A 19,311-nucleotide genomic window follows, 5' to 3' on the forward strand; every position below is an offset into this window, starting at 1 on the left:
TATCTTATAAAAGAAGTCTGCCAATCTGTCTATCTGATAGTCTTTTACTTATCGCGACAGGTTGGCAGACTTCTTTTGTTATTGTTGAAGACTTATTGAGCCTTGCATTCTATTCGTTTTCCATCGGCTTGTACCGCATAGATACCTGCTCCTTCTAACGATATGGATGAAGGTACAGTAAAGTGGAAGGCATTAGAGAAGTAGAGTAGCTTATTGTCTTTCCTTACTTCAAAGGCTACAGCTTCATCTCCGTCGGTGATGCTGATTTGCTGTCCTGAGCGACTGTAGCTGATAGTCTTGGTAATCTTTACGTTGTCCTGGAACTGAGTATAGTAGCCAGTGTCTGGAGCAACGATATCCAGTCCTTCATCTCCCTGTTTGCGATCCTCCAGATATTGGAAAGCGTGTTTGGGAGCTGGGAATTGTGCCATGAAAGCCTTGGCTTCCTGAATCATCTGCTCGGTCACTACGTAGTTCCAAGTGCCATATTGCTCAATTGTTTCATTCACTGGTTCAAAGAACCCCCATAAATCGAAGAATTCGGTCAGGTTTTCGTTAGCCGCTTTGCTGGCCATCATGGCAAACTTCAGCTGTCCTTCGCCCGGGTTATTTTCTACGATACGGTTCTCGCGCAACAGTTTGAACAGAGTTTGCCAGAAATCTGGTTTATAGCCGCAACGGTGGTAGTAGTTCCACAATTGCCAGTTCATACGCATGTGTATTTCGGTATCTTCCCCCTGATGAGTAGCGTCACCCATGTTGTGCCATGCTTGTTTACGCTCGAAGCGTGAGTCGGCCAGGTCGCTCAGTTCGCTACCGCGAGAGCAATATTTACCCAGCTTGTAGAGAATGTAGTTGGAGAACAGGTTGTTGGACGACTCGGTGCTGCCGGGCCAGTTGATGGCAGCTTGGTGGATATGGCCGATTTCATGTGCTGGTCCCCAAGCATTGTCCTTGGCTGCCATGACGTTTTCTTTCAGCAAAATGTTGTTCAGATATGTGTAGACAAAACCGATGCGGTAGTCTGAAGCCCACATATAGCTACCTTCAGGCGAAATAGCAAACAGATGATTGTTGACCTGTGAAGGGCGTACATCCTCGATGCCCATCAGCTCCTGTTGCCAACTGATAATGTCGTCCCATAAATTGATGGCTGACAAAATATCACTCGGCACAGCCTGTTTCATCTGCTCGCGGTGGAAGTAGAACATGATACGTTCGCCACGAACGCAGAAGTATTTGTAATTGGCTTTTCCAATCAGTTCCTGATACCTTTCGTTGGTTTGATGCCTCTTTAGGTCGAAGAAACCACTTACTTTACCACTGCCGGGAGTGATGTGGACGGTGATAGGTTTAGCATTGGGGTCAAGCAGATTAGCTGTATACATCAGGAAAAGCATGCCTTTCTTAGTAAACCCTACCTTGTTTACGCCTTCTTGTAAGAAACGTGTCTCACCGCTGGCAGCTGTTTGTACGTAGGTATTGGTCCCGTCGCTGGCTTGTTCTTCGCCAATATTTTGGATGGACAACGAGTTACCGTATGTGTCGCCAACAAGAATTATTAATGAGTCACCAGGTTCTACATAAATACCGGTTGGATTGTCCAAATTGCTGTAGCGTTTGGTCATCAGTGTCTTAGCCCATTCCTCTACATTGCTATAGGGCTGGTAAGACTGGATGCGGAATTCTTTTTCCCACGGATCATACGTATTGCTGCGCAGCATGGTGGCAAGTTTGATGAAGTATCCGGGTAGAGCATTGATTTGTTCATCTGTTACATCGGACTTCAGTTCAGTACAGGTGATGTCGGTAAATACGGTCAACAGTTGTTTGTCGAGAGTCTTATCTGTGTTCTTCTGGTAGAATTCCATTTCATCACAGCTGACAAATCCTCCCAAACCGGATTTGACACTGAATTTGATTTTAGTTACTTTGGAAAGTGTATTCTTGAAATCAACTCGGCTTGCTGCATTTTGCATTTTGAAGTCATAACTTCCCATCAACTTATATTCGGGTTCGCTTTCGGTAGCCGTATAAATATCAACTTCTCCAAAATTACCGTTTCCGCTTCTTGTGTAATAGATGAGGTAATCAAGGTCTGGCTTTTGGTCAAAGAAATATTCCAGAGTAACGGGAAAGGCTGCCTGTTGGTTCCAAATGGAATGGTAGGGTTCTCCTTGGGGGCTGAACTTCCCGTCGAAACTGTTTTCAATATCTTGTCCCGGCTGATTTTCACTGGCTTTACCGCTGGTAGGTATTATTTTAATGTCGCCTTCTACGACAACGTCATCTACACCGGCACTTTTAGCCTCTTGGGTTATAGTGCAAGTAGTTACTATATCTGTATATTTTATCCCTGTATAGGTGAAAGTGGCGCTGCGTTCTTCATATAAAGAGTTGGCGTCCACTGTGTAATTGTAATCTTTATCTGTTAATGCACGAGTTCCCGGCGCATCATGTATCCAGTCGCATTTTTCGGAAAGGGTTGTTGTATATTCGATGTTGGATGTGACGGTAATAGTTAATGGACCTCCTTCTGCAGATATATTTTTTGCTTCTTGTTTTAATAATATTGCAGGGCCATAACCTAATTGTCGTACTTGAATATTGTAATTTTCGACGCTGGAGTTTACTGTTATGGTAGCTGTTCGAATGTCGGGTTCTTCACTGGCTTGTATGCTAATCAGAATTCCGGAAGCTTGTGAGGAGGAGTGTTCTTGATCAACTAGACACCATGATTGGTCTGATTTGACACTCCATTGGGATGTTTCTAAATTAGTTTTGACAGGAATGACTACAGAGGTTGCACTCTGTTCAAAATCTTGTTGTAGATACTGTTCCTCAATAGAAAATTGTGGAGTACTTGGGGAATCGTTTTTTTCATCACTGCATGAAATGAACCATAAAACTGTACATAGACATATGGTCAAAAAGGATAGGACTCTCATAGTTTTTTTTATGGGGTTAAGGGTTGATAATAAAAATGCAGTTGCTTATGTTTGAGATGTGTGGCAAAGATATAAAAAAAGTGGGATATTCTATTTTTATACAGAAAGAAGGAGAGAAAAATAGATAATGAAATTTCCCTCCTTCATCCATTTTTAGTAAATCAAATATATAGAGTAAATGTGAGGGACAGTCCCAATTTCTGTCCCTCAAAGGTTAGAAGATTATTATTTACCAAAAATCTGCATTTCGCCACAGTTCCAGAATTGTCCTGTGCATACATTTCCTGCATTACTTTCAGTTACAGAAAAACGTATATAAGTAAAAGATTCACTTGAAGAGAACACATTTGAATCATATTCCTCATCACCGGTTGTAAATGAGTTTGCAACCTCTCCTATTTCTTTCCAAGTATTACCATCATTTCCTGCATAGATTATTGTTTTGGTGGGTGCACCATTCGCATTCTCAAATCGTGTCCAGAAATTATATGCAAAATGATTGATTGGGTTGGACAATTTGAAATCAATGTAATGTCCATATACGGCATCAATCGCTGAGCCACTATAGTTAGAATGCCAATGGAGACCGCTTCCTCTACCATCGAACAATCCAGCTAACCCGGTTCCATCTCCGTTTACTGTAGCATTCGAAGATAGCATATCGAGGGAAAGTGGTATTTGGGTCAATTCACTTCTTGGAATTGTATAGTTAATACCTACGATGCAACTCGATTTGGCCTCGTCGACTGCAAAATTGGGATTAGATGTTCCAGAAATCTTCAATGGTATGGCTTGTTGTCCCCATATTAATTTGGACTTATCTAAAGTTATCGTTACAGTTGCATGGTTAGAACCATTTTGGAAGGGCGTTATTTCTATTGTATATGAATCTTCTGCAGCCATTTTTAAGTTTTTCTTGTTTGCAGTGTTATATTCGTCCAGAATTCCTTCATCTACTGTAACCTGACAATCCAAATCCCATTGACTTACAATGGGCATTAGGATGGATTGTGTGATCGTTGTTGTCCCTTCACTGTCTGTAATGTCGTCTGTGGAGATGAAGCCACTGTTCTCGAAACCTACAGTGAGGGTTTGAACGCTGGGTATAATAAATGCATAACGTTTTTCTGCATTAATGGAGTCAGAGCCATTATACAGTTCAAATGGAATGACGTAGGTTGCATCTGTTCCACTATTTTGTTCAATTTGTTCGGCTATCAATGAAACATTTACTGTTTTATATAAATCTGCTGCTCCAAATTCTATAGTTTCATTGCTGAAAGTGTAACATGTTCCTGGTAATGCTTTATAGTTTACGCCTTCTGCAGCATTATATGTAGCAAGGCTTGCATCACTCATGATTCCGACATCAATAGATGCTGTTGCTCCTAAAGTGGAACCAGACTTGTTAACAATAAGCTGGTAGTCTGTATTTTCTCCAGTTTTATAAACTGTTAACGGTAATTCTCCACTATTTCTGAAATAAAGAATAGTGCTGAAATCCGATAAGTATTCGTCTTTGCCATCTTCGCATGCAGTATGTGTCAATAAACAGCTGGTGGCAAGAATCGCAAATAATATGTTTTTTTTCATATGAATTCGTTGTTTGATTATTAGTATCAATATTACCATCCATAATTTTGTGTTAGCATTCTGTTACGGTCCAATTCGCGTTGTGAGAATGGATACAGATAATGGTTGTCTTTAAATACGCGTGTTTCAAAAACTGTACGTTTCCAGAAATCAGCTGGTGTAACGTTGGCTGCATTGTCGCCAATGGGGCATTCTGTATTCATACCATACATGGGACCACCATCGGTTTCTGTAGCAATCATCCACGTACGTGTGTCATAGTAGCGATGACGTTCAAAAGCCAGTTCGACGCGGCGTTCCTTGCGGCAAAGTTCAATCAGTTCTTCAGTAGTAGCATTGGGATAAACATCTGTGATGGGAGCTAATCCGGCGCGATCTCTTAAATCTGCCCATTTATCCATAGCCAATTGTTCATATCCTGCCGGAAGAGAAATTCCATGTTTCTTGCATTCCAGAACGGATTCGATGAAATTTAAATACATTTCGCCCAAGCGGAATACAGGGAAAGTAATGTTGCCCCAATTGCCTGCTGCTGAATTTAAACGATGGTCATAGAAACGATTGACCAGATAACCCGATTTCGGATAGTCGTGACTCTTGTTTCCATTGGCTCCTTTGGCAAAAGAAATCATGGTAGATTGTTGGTCATGCAGCCAGTAGTTTCCACTAAAGAATACAGTCACATAAAAGCGTGGCTCACGATTTTTATACATGTTGGGTGCTTCAATATCGAAGTTGCCAAATTTGCTCCAGCCGGTTGCCGGATAGTTCCATACGCTTAATTGCATTTCTGTGGCTACGTCATATCCTGATTGGCTATCCGCAATAGGATTTCCATCAGCATCGTATCCTATAATGGGATATCGGCCGTTGTTCATTGCATAAGCATCTACTTGTTGCTGTGTCGGGCCTACTGCACCATAGGCAGTACCTGCTACACCTGTTGGTACAGTACCTACTCCCCAACTGAAGCGGTTATTGTAGCGGTCTGTCCAAATGAGTTCGCTGTTCCAATTCACATTGGTGATACCTACATAATCTTCATAGGGATTGCCATTGCCCGCACGATATAGTTCATATTGAGGATTGTCCAATAGCACCTTAGCGGCTTCTGCGGCTTTCAACCATTTGTTTGCATCATATTGCTGGGGAAATAACTCAGCGCCCGACAAGTCTGGAAATTCACTGGTCGTCGGATTTTTTACATTCCGATAAAGTGTGTTCCCATTGAACAAATCACGTGCTGAGTATAATAGCAGTCTTGAAATAACGGCTTGGCAAGTTCCTTTGGTTGCTAATCCATATTCCAAATCCTCGTAGGAAGATTGGATTGCGTTGCTATTGGCACATTCTGTCATTTCGCTGACTACGTAGTCTACGCATTGTTCCCATGTGTTACGTGGACGGTAAAGCGATTCTGTTGAGGCTGAAAAATCTAGTAGTTCATCTCCTAACAAGAATATAGGACCGTAATCGCACATCATTAAAAAATAATAGTAGGCGCGAGCAAAACGGGCTTGCCAATAGTATTTATCGAGCTCTTCTTGCGTAGCTATGGGGTCACTGCATTTATGAACGTTCTGCATTAAAATGTTGCATTCACGGATTCCTTTATAATATTTATCCATACTGTAATAGGGTACCGTTGATGCATTCCAAGAACCAAAATTGATGTTACGGTATTGACGGTCGTAAGCGATGGTACATTCATCTGATGCGCCTAGGTAAGGTTCATTGTCCCCGATGTATCCCCCATTAAAGTTGGGTAAAAATGACATGGCATTTAACCAATATCGTTTGGTCGTATTCCGATTTTCCCAAATTTTCTCGAAAGTGAGCATCTCATCTTCTTGTCTGTCTAGGAAGTCTTCGCATGAAGTTAAAGTCAGAGTACTTGCAGCGAAGCATAGCATATAGAATGATTTAAAATTAATCTTCATAAGTGTTTATATTATCTATGTTTAGAAATTTGCGTTAAATCCGATAGAGAACATTCGATTAAGCGGATATCCTGAACCGTCTGATGAACCTTTTTCTGGATCCCATAATTTGAATGGACTGAATTGTAAAAGGTTATTTCCTGCGGCATAGAATCTTAGACTCTTGATAAAGCTCTTTTGCAACAGAGATTTTGGCAATGAGTATCCGATCTCTACGCTCTTCAAGCGAAGGAATGAACCGTCTCGTAGCCACCATGTGGATGCTTGGCTATTGTTGGAAGCGCCGGCTCCACCGCTACCCATGCTGAGGCGTGGATAGGTGACATTTGCGTTCTGTTCGGGAGTATTGGTCGACATCCATACGTTGCCATATATATCTTCATTAATGGCTGCACGTTCCATATTTCCTGATGAGAAGGGGGTGCGAATAGAAGAACCGTTCAGGAAGAAGCTGGTACGTGCTACTCCTTGGAAGAAGATATTGAAATCCCAGTTCTTGTATTGTGCTGTGCCACCAAAACCATAGGTGATTTCCGGTAGATTGGTATAACCGATTGCTATCTGGTCTTGTGAGTCAATCTGACCATCACCATTGATATCCTGATATTTGATGTCACCTACACGATATTCACCAAAATTCTGTACAGGACTGTTGTCTATTTCTTCTTGGCTTTCAAATAAGCCGATTGCAACTAATCCAAATGGTTGCAGTGAACTTCCGCTTCCGAAAGGTTTGCCAATCCTATTTTGATACTTATATTCCCAGTCGGGCTCGTCATTATTCAGTAATTCATTTCTGTTGAATGTGAAATTTCCTCGTGCTGTCAACATTAAATCCTTGTTTACCTGGTGAGTATATTCTACCGTAGCATCAAAACCTTGGTTCAAGGTCTCTCCGATGTTTACATAAGGAATAGTGGAGACACCAACTATGGCAGGTAGTCCTGCACGTTGCAGGAAGATACCACTACGCTCTTCGCGGAAATAATCTGCCTGTACACGTACCTTGTTGAATAATGAGAATTCAATACCGGCATTTATTTTCAATGCTTCTTCCCATGATACATTAAGATTCTCGACTTCTCCAATACGAATGCCGGTTCCACCTTGATTTCCAGTACTACCATAATTCCAACTGCCACTATTTACGATGGTAGATTCATATACCCATCTTCTTTGTCCACCGATATCGTCGTTACCTACTTTACCGTAGGATGCTTTTAATTTCAGCATGTCAATGACTTTGGTTGCGGGCTGGAACCATTTTTCGTTTGACATCATCCAACCGATAGCTACAGCTGGGAAGAAACCAAAACGGTGTCCGCGGGCAAAGTTTTCGGAACCATTGTAACCTAAGTTGACTTCTGCAAAATAGGTATCCTTGAAGGCATAAGTTGCACGTCCTGCTAAACCTTGGTTTTTGTAGGGTAAGGCATCATCTCCACTGTCAGCTTGGGTATTGGTGTGGATCTTTTGGTTGTACAACAATAAGGCTCCTACGCGATGGATATCATTGAAAACTCGGTTGTAGGTCAATGAGCCTTCCAGATAGCGGGTCATGGTGCCACTACGTACGGGTAGGAATGACAATGTTTCGTCTCCGGTGTGTACAGGATCCCAAATGCCGTCGCCATTATTGTCATCATAGATTAAACTGCCGTCTTCGGCACGACCGCGTGCATGGTAGAAACTTTCAACTTTGTTACGGCGTTGCAATGTCGTGTTCCATGCGTCCCAAGAGAATTTAATGTTTGCGCTTAAACCTTTTAATGGTTCCCAAAGTGCCCCGATATCTTGGGTTACGCCAATTAATGATTGGGCCGAGTTCCAGAATTGTTCACGATACCCTGAATGTGCCAGCATGTTCCATGGATTATAACCGGAGTCTGTGGAAGGACCGGACAATGTTCCATCGGAATATTGTACAGGGAAAGCGTTCGGAGAAGTCATGAATGTATAGGACCAGATGTCAGCGTCTGTATCACCAAATCCAGGGCCAAATGATTTTTCATAAATGTTGGCCAAATTGAAGTTTACGACCGTACTTTTGGTAAGGTTCAAATCGACATTGGCTCTAAAATTGAATTTGTTGTAGCGGATGGACGGATTGTAGCCATAAATGTTGCCTGCATTTTTATAAATAGAACTTTCATTATAAAACGCACCGGATACGTAATACTTGACAATGTCACTACCACCTGTAATATTCAAATTGACACGTTGATTAGCTGCCATATCATCAAATAGGGCATCGAACCAATCGACATTCGGATAGAGGTCCGGATCTGCGTTTGTTCTGTACTTTTCGATGTCTTCTGGCGAATAATATTGACTTCCGTATGCTTCGTTGTATAATTCGGCCCATTCTGCTGAACCTAACATTTGCGGTCGTTTGGTTGGCTGGGTAAAACCGAATTCCGTGCGCACATTGACTTGCGGCTTTCCAACAGAACCCTTTTTGGTCGTAATAAGGATTACACCGTTGGCACCTCGTACACCATATACTGCAGATGCGGATGCGTCTTTCAGAATGGAGAAAGAGGCGATGTCGTCTGTATCTACCAAATCCAAATCACGTTCGATACCATCGACCAGTACTAGAGGAGTTGATGTACCTTTGAAGGAGGATACGCCTCGGATGTAGAAATCTGCCGCGCTGTTTTTACCTGGTTCGCCAGAACGGCTCATGGCAACAATACCTGATAGCTGACCAGCTAATGCATTTGAAATGGACGAACCAGGAACGGTTAGTTTGGTAACGTCCAATGTCGAGATGGCGCCGACTACGCTTTCTTTCTTTTGGCTTCCATAACCTACTACAACAACTTCTTCAAGAACTTCAGTATCCGGTTGTAGTACAATATCAATCGTTTTTTGTCCGGTTACAGCTACTTCTTGCTTTTTATAGCCGATGTAAGAGAATTCCAATACTCCACCTATACCTTCTACAGTAATGGAGTATTTACCGTTGACGTCTGTTACAGTTCCTGTTGTACTGTTCCTTAAATAAACAGTAGCACCAATAGCAGGTTCATTTGTGTCACCGGTGAGAATAGTACCTGTGATTGTCTGCTTTTGTTGTTGCAGAATTGTTGTGACTGTTTCGCTTGTGCCTGTTTCGTTTTCAGGAAATGCGAAAAGTGTACTTGGAGATAATAGCAATGATAGGGCAATGCATTTTATGCAATGCTCTTTTCTGCAAAAAAATAGATTCATTTGCACATTGTTGGTTTTAAGGTTGAACTTTAGTGAGTGATTTTTAGCTGTAGTAGTCTCTTTGTGATATCATAAAGAGAGATCTCCCCTTGTGACGGGATTTTTTAAGGCGTTATTTTTCTCATGCTTAAAACTTTTTTTATATGGTTAACTAAAGTGCTGCAATATCGGAAATTATTTTTGATGCACCAAGTTTTTTCTAAGAAAAAATAAAAAAAAGGTGTTTTATGCATTGTTTTCTTGTAATTATTTGAAATCAATCGTTTTTTAGCTTTCCTTAATTCCGACTTAAGGCTTTCAAAAGCATTATATGTCTTTTGACATGATTTATAAATCTCCGAGAAACGCATAGAAAGATGGCAAATTCATTATACAGGAAGGTCCTACTCCTTAGTCGTGAGTATATAGACGAAGAGTTGTTATAATCTACTTTCGCCATGGTCTACATAAGCTCTGCAACTATCAACTTTAGCCGTCTAAACATTAACTTGAGTTTCATAACTATGAACTTTTGGGAGCTGTAATGATGGCTTGGTTTCACAGGATCAGATCGATTGATGACATTTTTTATGGACAAAATGTTTTTAAGAAAAGGCGGCTGTCTCCAAATTGAGACAGCCGCCTTTTCTATTTATTTGATTTCAAATTCTTCCTTCATGTCTATCTCCTCACCATGGGGGTCGTAGAAAACATATTGTAAAAATGCTAGTTTTTGATCGGGAATCACTTTGATGCCTAATCCGTATTTCATTTGCCATTTACGCTTCAGGGAAACAAGTCCTTGATTGACGTAAGCGGCTACATACGGGTGGATGTGCAACGAGAATTTCTTTACCTTCAATTTGTTGGCTAAGTAATCAATCTTGTTCTCTAGAGTATCTGTGAATAGGATGGACGATTTTATTTTGCCTTTGCCGAAACAAGTTGGGCAGGTTTCTGTCGTATCAACGTCCATGGCAGGACGCACGCGCTGGCGGGTAATCTGCATCAGTCCGAATTTGCTGAGTGGAAGAATGTTGTGGCGTGCACGGTCCTTTTGCATGTTTTGGCACATGCGTTCGTAAAGCTTTTGCCGGTTCTCGGCTTCGTTCATGTCTATGAAATCGACAACAATAATGCCTCCCATGTCTCGTAATCGTAATTGGCGGGCAAGTTCGTCGGCTGCACCTAAGTTAACTTCCAGTGCATTAGCTTCTTGTCCATTGGCATTTTTGGTGCGGTTGCCACTGTTTACATCTACCACGTGAAGGGCTTCTGTATGTTCAATGATAAGATATGCACCGCTTTTATAAGATACAGTTTTACCAAAGGATGCCTTAATCTGCTTGGTAATGGCAAAGTTGTCGTAGATGGGGAGCTGGCCTTTGTACAGCTTCACAATTCCTGCCCGTTCAGGGGCTATGAGTGTTACGTAATCCTTGATTTCATGATAGACAGCCTCGTTGTTCACGTGGATGCTCTCGAAGGAAGGATTGAACAAGTCGCGCAACAGGCCTACGGCACGACTGGTTTCTTCGTAAATCAGTGTCGGAAATTTGGTGGCCTTCTGTACTTTGATGATGGCTTCTTCCCAATGTTTCAGTAATACTTTAAGCTCTCCGTCCAGCTCGGCAACGCGTTTGCCTTCGGCTACGGTACGTACGATGACGCCGAAGTTTTTGGGCTTAATGCTCATCAGCAGTTGCTTGAGGCGTGCGCGTTCTTCGCTCGACTTTATTTTTTGGGATACGGAGACCTTGTCGTTAAAGGGTATCAGTACGAGGTAACGTCCGGCAAAGGATAGCTCGGAGGTCAGTCGCGGACCTTTGGTTGATATGGGCTCCTTGACGATTTGCACCACGACTTCTTGTCCTACCTTGAGTGTATTGGCAATGGTGCCTTCTTTTTCAAGGTCGGGAAGTAGGGTTGCTTTGGTGATAGGGTTGAGTTTTTTTCGGTCGCTTAAAGTTTGCTTTACGTATTTCTCTAAAGAATTGAATTGAGGACCCAGGTCCTGATAATGAAGGAAAGCGTCTTTCTCGTAACCTACGTCCACGAAGCAGGCATTCAGGCCAGGCATCAATTTCCTGACACGGCCCAAATACATGTTGCCCACGGAGAAGGAAATGTTGCGTCCTTCGCTTTGAAGTTCTACCAGTTGCTTGTCTTCAAGCAGGGCGATAGACACTTCTTTGGGCTGTACATCTACAACGAGTTCGCTTGTCACAATAATAATGCTTTTAAAGTTTACAATATACAAAACTTCAGGTAGGATACAGGAAAGGTTTGCTGTTTCTCATTCTGACCTGTGCTTTGTAAGATCTCATGTTTATTTAAACAAAGAACAAACTCGCGAGACATTTGTTTCGCAAGTTTGTTCTTTATTTTGTCGTTCAGACTAAAAATTACTTTTTGCTTTTATGTCTGTTCTTTCTTAGTCTTTTTTTACGCTTGTGCGTAGACATTTTATGTCTTTTTTTCTTCTTTCCGCTTGGCATAGCTTCAAATTTTTATGGGTTAATACTATTGTTTATTATTTCTTCACTGCTAGTGTGAATGTCTTGGCAGGCTTAAATGCCGGAATATTGTGTTCGGGGATGATGATCGTGGTGTTTTTAGAGATGTTACGAGCAGTCTTCTGTGCTCTTTTCTTCACTATAAAACTTCCGAATCCGCGAAGGTAGACATTCTCATCCTTGGCCAAAGATACTTTGACAGCATCCATGAAGGCCTCAACGGTTGTAAGTACAGTCGTCTTATCAATCCCGGTGTTCTTGGTGATTTCGTTTACAATATCAGCTTTAGTCATTTTTTTCTTAAAAAAAATATTATTACTAATGTTTCCTTAATTTTTTGGACTGCAAATATATAGCTTTTCCGCGTCTCTGAAAAATATATTTCGGACATTTTTCTAAAAAAGTCTTGGGATTAAGTTTTGTTAGGCGGAAAAGCGCTACATTTGTCGGCCGCCTTTTCTGCTTCCTGTGGCTTCATTGTCATAAAAGGATGCTTTTCGGTGGAGAAAACACTGTTTTAAGAGGAAAGAATGAATGCTTTTTCAAGAATATTGTTAGATTGGTATGCTGAGCACAAGCGTGAACTCCCTTGGCGTGAAACCAAAGATCCCTATCGCATCTGGATTTCAGAGATTATCCTGCAACAGACACGGGTAGCTCAAGGTTATGAATACTTTCAGCGATTCGTAGAGCGTTTCCCTGATCTGGTCGCTTTGGCTGAGGCTGATGAAGATGAAGTTATGAAATACTGGCAAGGATTGGGATATTATTCGCGTGCGCGAAATTTGCATGCTGCTGCCCGTAGTATGAATGGAGTTTTTCCTCGTACTTACGAAGGTGTCCGTGCACTTAAAGGGGTAGGAGACTATACGGCTGCGGCCATTTGCTCCATTGCTTACGATATGCCTTATGCGGTGGTGGATGGTAACGTATACAGGGTACTTTCTCGCTATTTTGGAGTGGAAACTCCGATTGATTCTACTCAGGGGAAGAAGCTGTTTGCTTCATTGGCGCAGGAAATGCTGGATGAAAAACATGCGGCGCTTTATAACCAAGCCATTATGGATTTTGGAGCCATACAGTGTACTCCTCAATCGCCTTCCTGCATGTTTTGTCCGTTGGCAGATAGTTGCTCAGCATTGGCTACTGGTAAAGTCAATCTTTTGCCGGTAAAGCAACATAAGACAAGAACGACCGACCGTTATTTTACTTATATATATATATGTATAGGTGGACAGATGCTTCTTCGTAAGAGAACGGGTAACGATATCTGGCGCAATTTATATGAGCTGCCATTGATAGAAGCTGATCATCAACTATCTGTAGATGAGTTGTTGCTTGCTCCAGAGCTGGAAGGGCTTGGCACTAATGTGAAACCTGTTGTACGTCCGTTGCAGATGGGGGTTAAGCATGTTCTTTCCCATCAGATTATTCATGCAGATTTTTATGAGATGATTTTTCCTGCTGATATTCAAGGTTTCTCGGATTATATACGCATTGAACAAGGAGAATGGGAACGCTATGCTGTGCCGCGGCTCATCCATCAGTTCTTGGAAAAATATGCGTAAAAGTTTTGTAGATATTTGCACGGTTACATTATTCTGTTTATTTTTGGCAAGCAATTTTAAAAGAAAAAAGTTATGTCAGTCAATAAAGTTATTCTGATTGGAAATGTAGGGAAAGATCCAGAAGTGAGATACTTGGATAGTGGGGTAGCTGTGGCTACTTTTCCTTTAGCTACGTCTGACAGGGCGTATACCTTGGCCAATGGAACTCAAGTTCCTGAACGGACAGAATGGCATAACATCGTTTTATGGCGAGGATTGGCTGAAACGGCTGAAAAATACGTGCACAAAGGTGATAAACTTTACTTGGAAGGAAAAATCCGTACACGTTCGTATGATGATCAGGCTGGCGTGAAACGTTATGTGACCGAGATTTTTGTGGACAGTATGGAGATGCTTTCTCCTAAGGCTGCTGGGGTAGCTCCTCAAGCAACAGTTCAGCCGAATGTACAACAGCAAAGTATACAATCGCAGGTGGCGCCTGCACAAGATAATGGAGCGGATGATTTGCCGTTCTAAGTGTTTAACTAAAAATTACTTCTTTGGACCCGGACGCTTATTTATGCCAGTTGGCAGATGTTTTTAATGGAATAACAGTACATGCACCTACCGTGCCATCCATTGTAGCCATTGTTTTGGCTGGCCTTCTTTTACTTGTATCAGGATTTGCTTCGGCTTCTGAGATTGCTTTCTTTTCGCTCTCTCCAGCCGATTTGAATACGATTGCTGAACACAAACATCCATCTGATTCTAAAATCAGTGATTTATTGTCGGATAGCGAACGTCTGCTCGCTACGATATTAATTACGAACAATTTTGTGAACGTGACTATAATCATGCTTTGCAATTTCTTTTTCATGAATGTCTTTGAGTTTCATTCGCCCATTGCAGAGTTTCTGATTTTGACCGTTATATTAACTTTCTTGCTTTTACTTTTTGGTGAGATCATGCCCAAAATTTATTCGGCTCAGAAGACATTGTCTTTTTGTCGGTTTGCGGCATCGGGTATATCTATGTTTCGTTCAGTGTTCTATCCGATGGAATCGTTGTTGATGCGTTCTTCTTCTTTTTTGAACAAGCATGTTTCGCATAAAAATCATAATATATCAGTCGATGAATTGTCTCATGCGTTGGAATTAACGGATAAAACTGAAATATCAGAAGAAAGTAACATTTTGGAAGGGATCATCCGTTTTGGTGGAGAAACAGCTAAAGAAGTGATGACCTCAAGATTGGATGTCGTAGATTTGGATATCCGGACCCCTTTTAAGGATGTGCTGAAATGCATTATAGAAAATGCTTATTCGCGCATACCTGTTTATGCAGAGTCGCGTGACAACATTAAGGGAATTTTATACATAAAAGATTTGTTACCCCATCTGAACAAAGGTGATAATTTCCGTTGGCAATCCCTTATTCGTCCTGCTTATTTTGTTCCTGAGACAAAGATGATTGATGATTTGCTTCGTGATTTCCAAGCCAATAAGATACATATTGCTATTGTCGTAGATGAATTTGGTGGAACATCAGGTATTGTGACGATGGAAGATATCATAGAAGAGATTGTGGGTGAGATACATGATGAATATGATGATGAGGAACGGACATATACCGTGCTCAATGATCATACTTGGATATTTGAGGCCAAGACCTTATTGGCTGATTTTTATAGAATAACGAAGATTGACGAAGCTGAGTTTGAAGAAGTAGCGGGCGATGCTGATACCGTTGCAGGATTATTGCTTGAGTTGAAAGGAGAGTTCCCTGTTTTACATGAGCATGTTTCTTATAAGAACTATGAATTTGAAGTACTTGAGATAGATAGCCGTCGTATTCTAAAAGTAAAATTTACTGTGAAGGAACCGGTGACTATAGAAATTAAGGAGGATATGTAGTGGCATTGTTTCTGCAACATCAGGGGGAGGATTGCCATTGGGCGGTATGGAAGTTGGAAGAAACATTGGAAGAATTGTTTTCTTTGTTTCCTGATAGTAGAAAATACAGACAAGAAGTCGAAAAGTTTTCTTCTGCCCATCGGCGTTTGGAATGGTGCGCTGTACGTGTTTTGCTCTACACAATACTTGGAGTGGAAAAAGAAATTCGATATCAAGATAGTGGGAAACCTTATTTGGCTGATAAATCGTTTTCTTTAAGTATTTCTCATACTAAAGGGTATGTGGCTGTTATTTTAGGTGATATAAATAAAGAAGTAGGTATTGATATAGAACAATATGGGGAACGTGTGCGTAAAGTGGCTCATAAGTTTGTTCGTGATGATGAGTTGCCAGGAGCTTATGAAGGTACTGATACTTGGGGGATGCTTTTACATTGGTCGGCCAAAGAAGCGGTTTATAAATGTCTGAATATTGATAGTGTGGATTTTCGTGAGCATTTATATATATGTCCGTTTACTGTTTGTTCTGAAGGGACATTTGGACTCGTTGAATATCGAACAGCTGAATGTTGTCATTTCTCGGTACATTATCGTTTGTTCGCAGATTTTGTTCTAACTTATATTTGTTAGTTTTTGGATAGAAGTTGGCAAATATAAAATAAATGTCCGTTCGAAATCGCTTCGCCCGGACATTATTTCATAAACTTTGGCAGAAGTTTACTTGTTTACTTTCTTTGAAGCAGTTTGGATGAATAAAATGAAAGGACAGAAAAGTCCGTGTTCATTAGACTCACCGCTTTTTCCTCGAAAGCAATGATAAAAAGATATGCATGGCAGGTCTTCTGACTTGTTTCTATTATCAGCGGCCTTCCCGGAAAAGATTCCAGTGGCAAATGGTACGTGCTGATAACAATTGTGTGAAACTCACAGCAGCGGGACTGTTCGGGATTTGCACCCGATTCCCTTTTAATCACCTTTTCTGCTTGTAGTGGGAAATAGGCGAACCAATGCAATACAAAGATAGGAGTTTTTTTTGAATCAAATAGTCGTTTAAAGAAATAATTTGAATAGTTTACAATTATCTTTCTTTGGCTAGAGTAAATACAAATTCCAGGCCTCCACCTTGACTGTTTTTTGCAGAGATAGTTCCTCCATGAATCAGTACGGCATTTTTTACGATGGCAAGTCCAAGGCCAGTACCTCCCAATTTGCGTGAACGTCCTTTGTCTACACGGTAGAACCGTTCGAAAAGCCGATTAAGATGTTCGGGGGATACTCCAACTCCTGTGTCGGCAAAGCTGAAGTAGTAGAAGTTTTCGTCTTCGCGGAAACAGCTGATGTGAACATGGATATGCGAACCTGCGTATGCGATGGCATTGTCCATCAGATTACGGAAGATGGAGTAGAGCAGCGAATAGTTGCCGCGGAGCAGGATGTGTGGCTTCAGAGAGTTGACAACAGTAATATCCTTTTCTTCCAATTCGAGCGCTACTTCGTTGACGATGTTTCCCACTAGTAGACTGACATCCACTTTCTCCATGTCGATGAGGTTAGCTGCCTCGTCCATGCGTGTCAGTACAGAAATGTCTCGTAGAAGGCGAGTTAGTCGGTTGCTTTGGGTGTAGCATCGTTCTAAAAAAGTCTGCATTTTTTCTTGCGGAAGATCTTGGGTGCTAAGGATGGTTTCTAAATAGCCTTGTATACTGCTGACAGGGGTTTTTAGTTCGTGAGCAATGTTTTGAGTAAGTTGTCGTTTTAAGCGTATTTGTTCCTCTTCTTGTGTGATATCATTAATGGAAATCTCGAAACTTAGGTCTTGGAATATGATACACTCTACAATAAAAATGCGTCCGTTTTTATTAATGGTGAGAGATATTCTTTTTTCTTCTTTCCCAAGTGGACTGCGGTGAGCTTTACCTATGAAGTCGGTAATTTTCTGAAATTCACATACAGAGAAGATCTCTTCAGTTGTTTCCAAGTTGGAGTCTGATATCAAGTTGCTGTATTGGATAAACAAGTTGTTGACCAATATTTCTTTTTTGTCTTTGGTAAATACACCTAAACCTTCGCGGGATGTCTGAAGGTGTGTGATAAGTTTTTCGCGTTCAATGTAGAGTGCTTCCTTTGTTTCACGCAATCGGCGGTAGATCTGAATGATATGTTGTGATATTTCACCTAATTCGTTATGTGGAAAAGCTGATTGGAGGTCTGTTTCAATTGGCTCGTTCTTATCGGCACGTTTGGCAAACTGGCGTAGTTTGGTGATGGCTGTTCCCAAGCGTGAGGTAAAATGGTAGTAGATGAATATTAGCACAAGAGTGACAGCCAATGTGAACCACAGGTAGTGGCGATCAGCCGCCAGGTGATTGACTAGGTCAATATCGTAAGGCAGTGCCGAACGGATGATGTAGGATCCGAAATCTGTGGCTGAATAAAAATAAGGTACACCTGTAGTTTCCGAAGTGCGTCGCACGTCATGGCCTTTTCTATGTTTCAGTGCTTGTTGTACTTCTGGCCTATCTTGATGATTTTTGGGACTGATGTTGTGTTCGTAACTGTCATACAAAACAACACCTAGTGGATTAATGATGGTGACACGCAATTCTTTGGTTGTGCTTTGACTTATGTAGCTATTAAGCACAGAATTCCATAGGCTGTCAGGGGTTTCTGTCAGTCGAAAGTAGAGGTCTTCATTGAAATCCTGCAATTGCAGGTCGAGCAGTTCTATTTTGTATTCTTTTTCTCGCTGGTATTGGTAAAGGGTAACACTTCCTGCAAATAGCAGGAACAGCAGGAAGACGGATAAGAACAGTTTCCGACTGAATGACAGAAAATGCCGATTTTTATTCGGCTTCGAAGCAGTATCCATATCCCAGGCGTGTTACAATACATTTACCATAATCACCTATTTTCTTGCGCAGGCGTGTGATATTTACGTCGATGGTACGGTCCAGCACGTATACTTCGTCGCTCCATACCTTGTTCAGTATGTCCTCACGCGAGAATACGCGTCCTTTGTTCTGTAATAATAAGAGCAAGATTTCAAATTCCTTTTTAGTTAACGGAGCTTCTTCTCCGTTAATACATACTTTCTTTTTGACGATGTCAAGTACCAATGATTTGTACACTAGCTGTTCAGGTATACGTTCTGTTTCTTGTGAACTAGTACGGCGTAACACGGCTTTGACACGTGCTGTTACTTCACGTAGTGAGAAGGGTTTTGATATGTAGTCATCGGCTCCTAAATTGAATCCTGTGACTGTATCGTTTTCCGTATCTTTAGCTGTGATGAAGATGATGGGGATTTGGGCAGTCTTTTTGTCTTGTTTTAGCATACGTGCCATTTTGAAGCCGGATATTTCACCCATCATTACATCTAACAAGAGTAAGTTGTAGTGACTGATGTCCATTTGCAGGGCTTCTTCTGCAGAGTTTGCCGTATCCACTTCGTAACCTTCGTTTTCGAGGTTGAACTTCAAAATCTCGCACAAGTCTTCTTCGTCATCGACGACCAATATCCGATAGTTGTTCATCTCTTCTTCAATTTTAGTAAGGTATGGTTTTGCAAAAATATGTTTTTATTCTTTTGATGCGGCAAAGTTGAGGCATTTTTATTACGGAAACATGAAACAGATGTTACAATGTTGTTACAAGCCTTCT

General features: G+C 41.3%; 12 protein-coding genes and 1 riboswitch. Of the genes, 4 read left to right on the plus strand and 8 right to left on the minus strand.

Annotation, left to right across the window (positions count from 1 at the left end; all coding sequences use genetic code 11):
• Positions 1-92: 92 nt before the first annotated feature.
• From HF894_RS01305 to HF894_RS01330, 6 genes are all read right to left on the minus strand, one after another.
• On the minus strand, positions 93-2,948 hold the full coding sequence (locus HF894_RS01305) for a M60 family metallopeptidase (RefSeq protein WP_021847902.1): 2,856 nt from the start codon (positions 2,946-2,948) through the stop codon (positions 93-95).
• 225 nt (positions 2,949-3,173) lie between these two features.
• A complete protein-coding gene (locus tag HF894_RS01310) occupies positions 3,174-4,541 on the minus strand; it encodes a BT_3987 domain-containing protein (protein ID WP_204970821.1) in 1,368 nt (455 codons plus the stop codon).
• Positions 4,542-4,573: 32 nt separating this feature from the next.
• A complete protein-coding gene (locus HF894_RS01315; protein WP_204970822.1) occupies positions 4,574-6,481 on the minus strand; it encodes a RagB/SusD family nutrient uptake outer membrane protein in 1,908 nt (635 codons plus the stop codon).
• Positions 6,482-6,502: 21 nt separating this feature from the next.
• Positions 6,503-9,697 carry a SusC/RagA family TonB-linked outer membrane protein gene (locus HF894_RS01320; protein ID WP_246593094.1) on the minus strand — a complete coding sequence of 1,065 codons (3,195 nt, stop codon included), beginning with the start codon at positions 9,695-9,697 and terminating at the stop codon, positions 6,503-6,505.
• Between the two features lie 631 nt (positions 9,698-10,328).
• Positions 10,329-11,903, minus strand: a complete 1,575-nt coding sequence (locus tag HF894_RS01325; protein WP_204970824.1) for an Rne/Rng family ribonuclease — start codon at positions 11,901-11,903, stop codon at positions 10,329-10,331.
• Positions 11,904-12,209: 306 nt separating this feature from the next.
• Positions 12,210-12,503 (minus strand): HU family DNA-binding protein, encoded by a 294-nt coding sequence (locus HF894_RS01330; protein ID WP_262484403.1) that lies wholly within the window; start codon positions 12,501-12,503, stop codon positions 12,210-12,212.
• Positions 12,504-12,722: 219 nt separating this feature from the next.
• Between HF894_RS01330 and mutY the strand changes: the two genes are divergently transcribed.
• From mutY to HF894_RS01350, 4 genes are all read left to right on the plus strand, one after another.
• Positions 12,723-13,760: an A/G-specific adenine glycosylase gene (gene mutY, locus HF894_RS01335; protein ID WP_204970825.1), complete on the plus strand. Its 1,038-nt coding sequence runs from the start codon at positions 12,723-12,725 to the stop codon at positions 13,758-13,760.
• Between the two features lie 72 nt (positions 13,761-13,832).
• Positions 13,833-14,276, plus strand: a complete 444-nt coding sequence (locus HF894_RS01340; protein ID WP_075317467.1) for a single-stranded DNA-binding protein — start codon at positions 13,833-13,835, stop codon at positions 14,274-14,276.
• Positions 14,277-14,299: 23 nt separating this feature from the next.
• Positions 14,300-15,652 (plus strand): gliding motility-associated protein GldE, encoded by a 1,353-nt coding sequence (locus tag HF894_RS01345; protein ID WP_204970826.1) that lies wholly within the window; start codon positions 14,300-14,302, stop codon positions 15,650-15,652.
• Positions 15,652-16,281, plus strand: a complete 630-nt coding sequence (locus tag HF894_RS01350; protein WP_204970827.1) for a 4'-phosphopantetheinyl transferase superfamily protein — start codon at positions 15,652-15,654, stop codon at positions 16,279-16,281. The genes HF894_RS01345 and HF894_RS01350 overlap by 1 nt, the downstream gene beginning before the upstream one ends.
• A gap of 185 nt (positions 16,282-16,466) precedes the next feature.
• Positions 16,467-16,676: riboswitch (cobalamin riboswitch) on the minus strand.
• A 53-nt stretch (positions 16,677-16,729) separates the two neighbouring features.
• Here HF894_RS01350 and HF894_RS01355 read toward each other — a convergent pair.
• Entirely contained in the window at positions 16,730-18,520 is a 1,791-nt protein-coding gene (locus tag HF894_RS01355) for a sensor histidine kinase (protein WP_021847891.1), read from the minus strand.
• Entirely contained in the window at positions 18,495-19,184 is a 690-nt protein-coding gene (locus HF894_RS01360) for a response regulator transcription factor (RefSeq protein ID WP_021847890.1), read from the minus strand. Before HF894_RS01360 ends, HF894_RS01355 begins: the two co-directional genes overlap by 26 nt.
• Positions 19,185-19,311 lie beyond the last annotated feature (127 nt).

Origin of the sequence: Caecibacteroides pullorum (assembly GCF_019239235.1) — a bacterium.
Lineage (GTDB): Bacteria > Bacteroidota > Bacteroidia > Bacteroidales > Bacteroidaceae > Bacteroides > Bacteroides pullorum.

Excerpts from the sequence above, each read along its gene's own strand:
- HF894_RS01360 (WP_021847890.1), bottom strand. The coding sequence starts at position 19,184 with ATGAACAACTATCGGATATTGGTCGTCGATGACGAAGAAGACTTGTGC.
- HF894_RS01355 (WP_021847891.1), bottom strand. The coding sequence starts at position 18,520 with ATGGATACTGCTTCGAAGCCGAATAAAAATCGGCATTTTCTGTCATTC.
- HF894_RS01315 (WP_204970822.1), bottom strand. The coding sequence starts at position 6,481 with ATGAAGATTAATTTTAAATCATTCTATATGCTATGCTTCGCTGCAAGT.
- mutY (WP_204970825.1), top strand. The coding sequence starts at position 12,723 with ATGAATGCTTTTTCAAGAATATTGTTAGATTGGTATGCTGAGCACAAG.
- HF894_RS01320 (WP_246593094.1), bottom strand. The coding sequence starts at position 9,697 with ATGAATCTATTTTTTTGCAGAAAAGAGCATTGCATAAAATGCATTGCC.
- HF894_RS01305 (WP_021847902.1), bottom strand. The coding sequence starts at position 2,948 with ATGAGAGTCCTATCCTTTTTGACCATATGTCTATGTACAGTTTTATGG.
- HF894_RS01310 (WP_204970821.1), bottom strand. The coding sequence starts at position 4,541 with ATGAAAAAAAACATATTATTTGCGATTCTTGCCACCAGCTGTTTATTG.
- HF894_RS01340 (WP_075317467.1), top strand. The coding sequence starts at position 13,833 with ATGTCAGTCAATAAAGTTATTCTGATTGGAAATGTAGGGAAAGATCCA.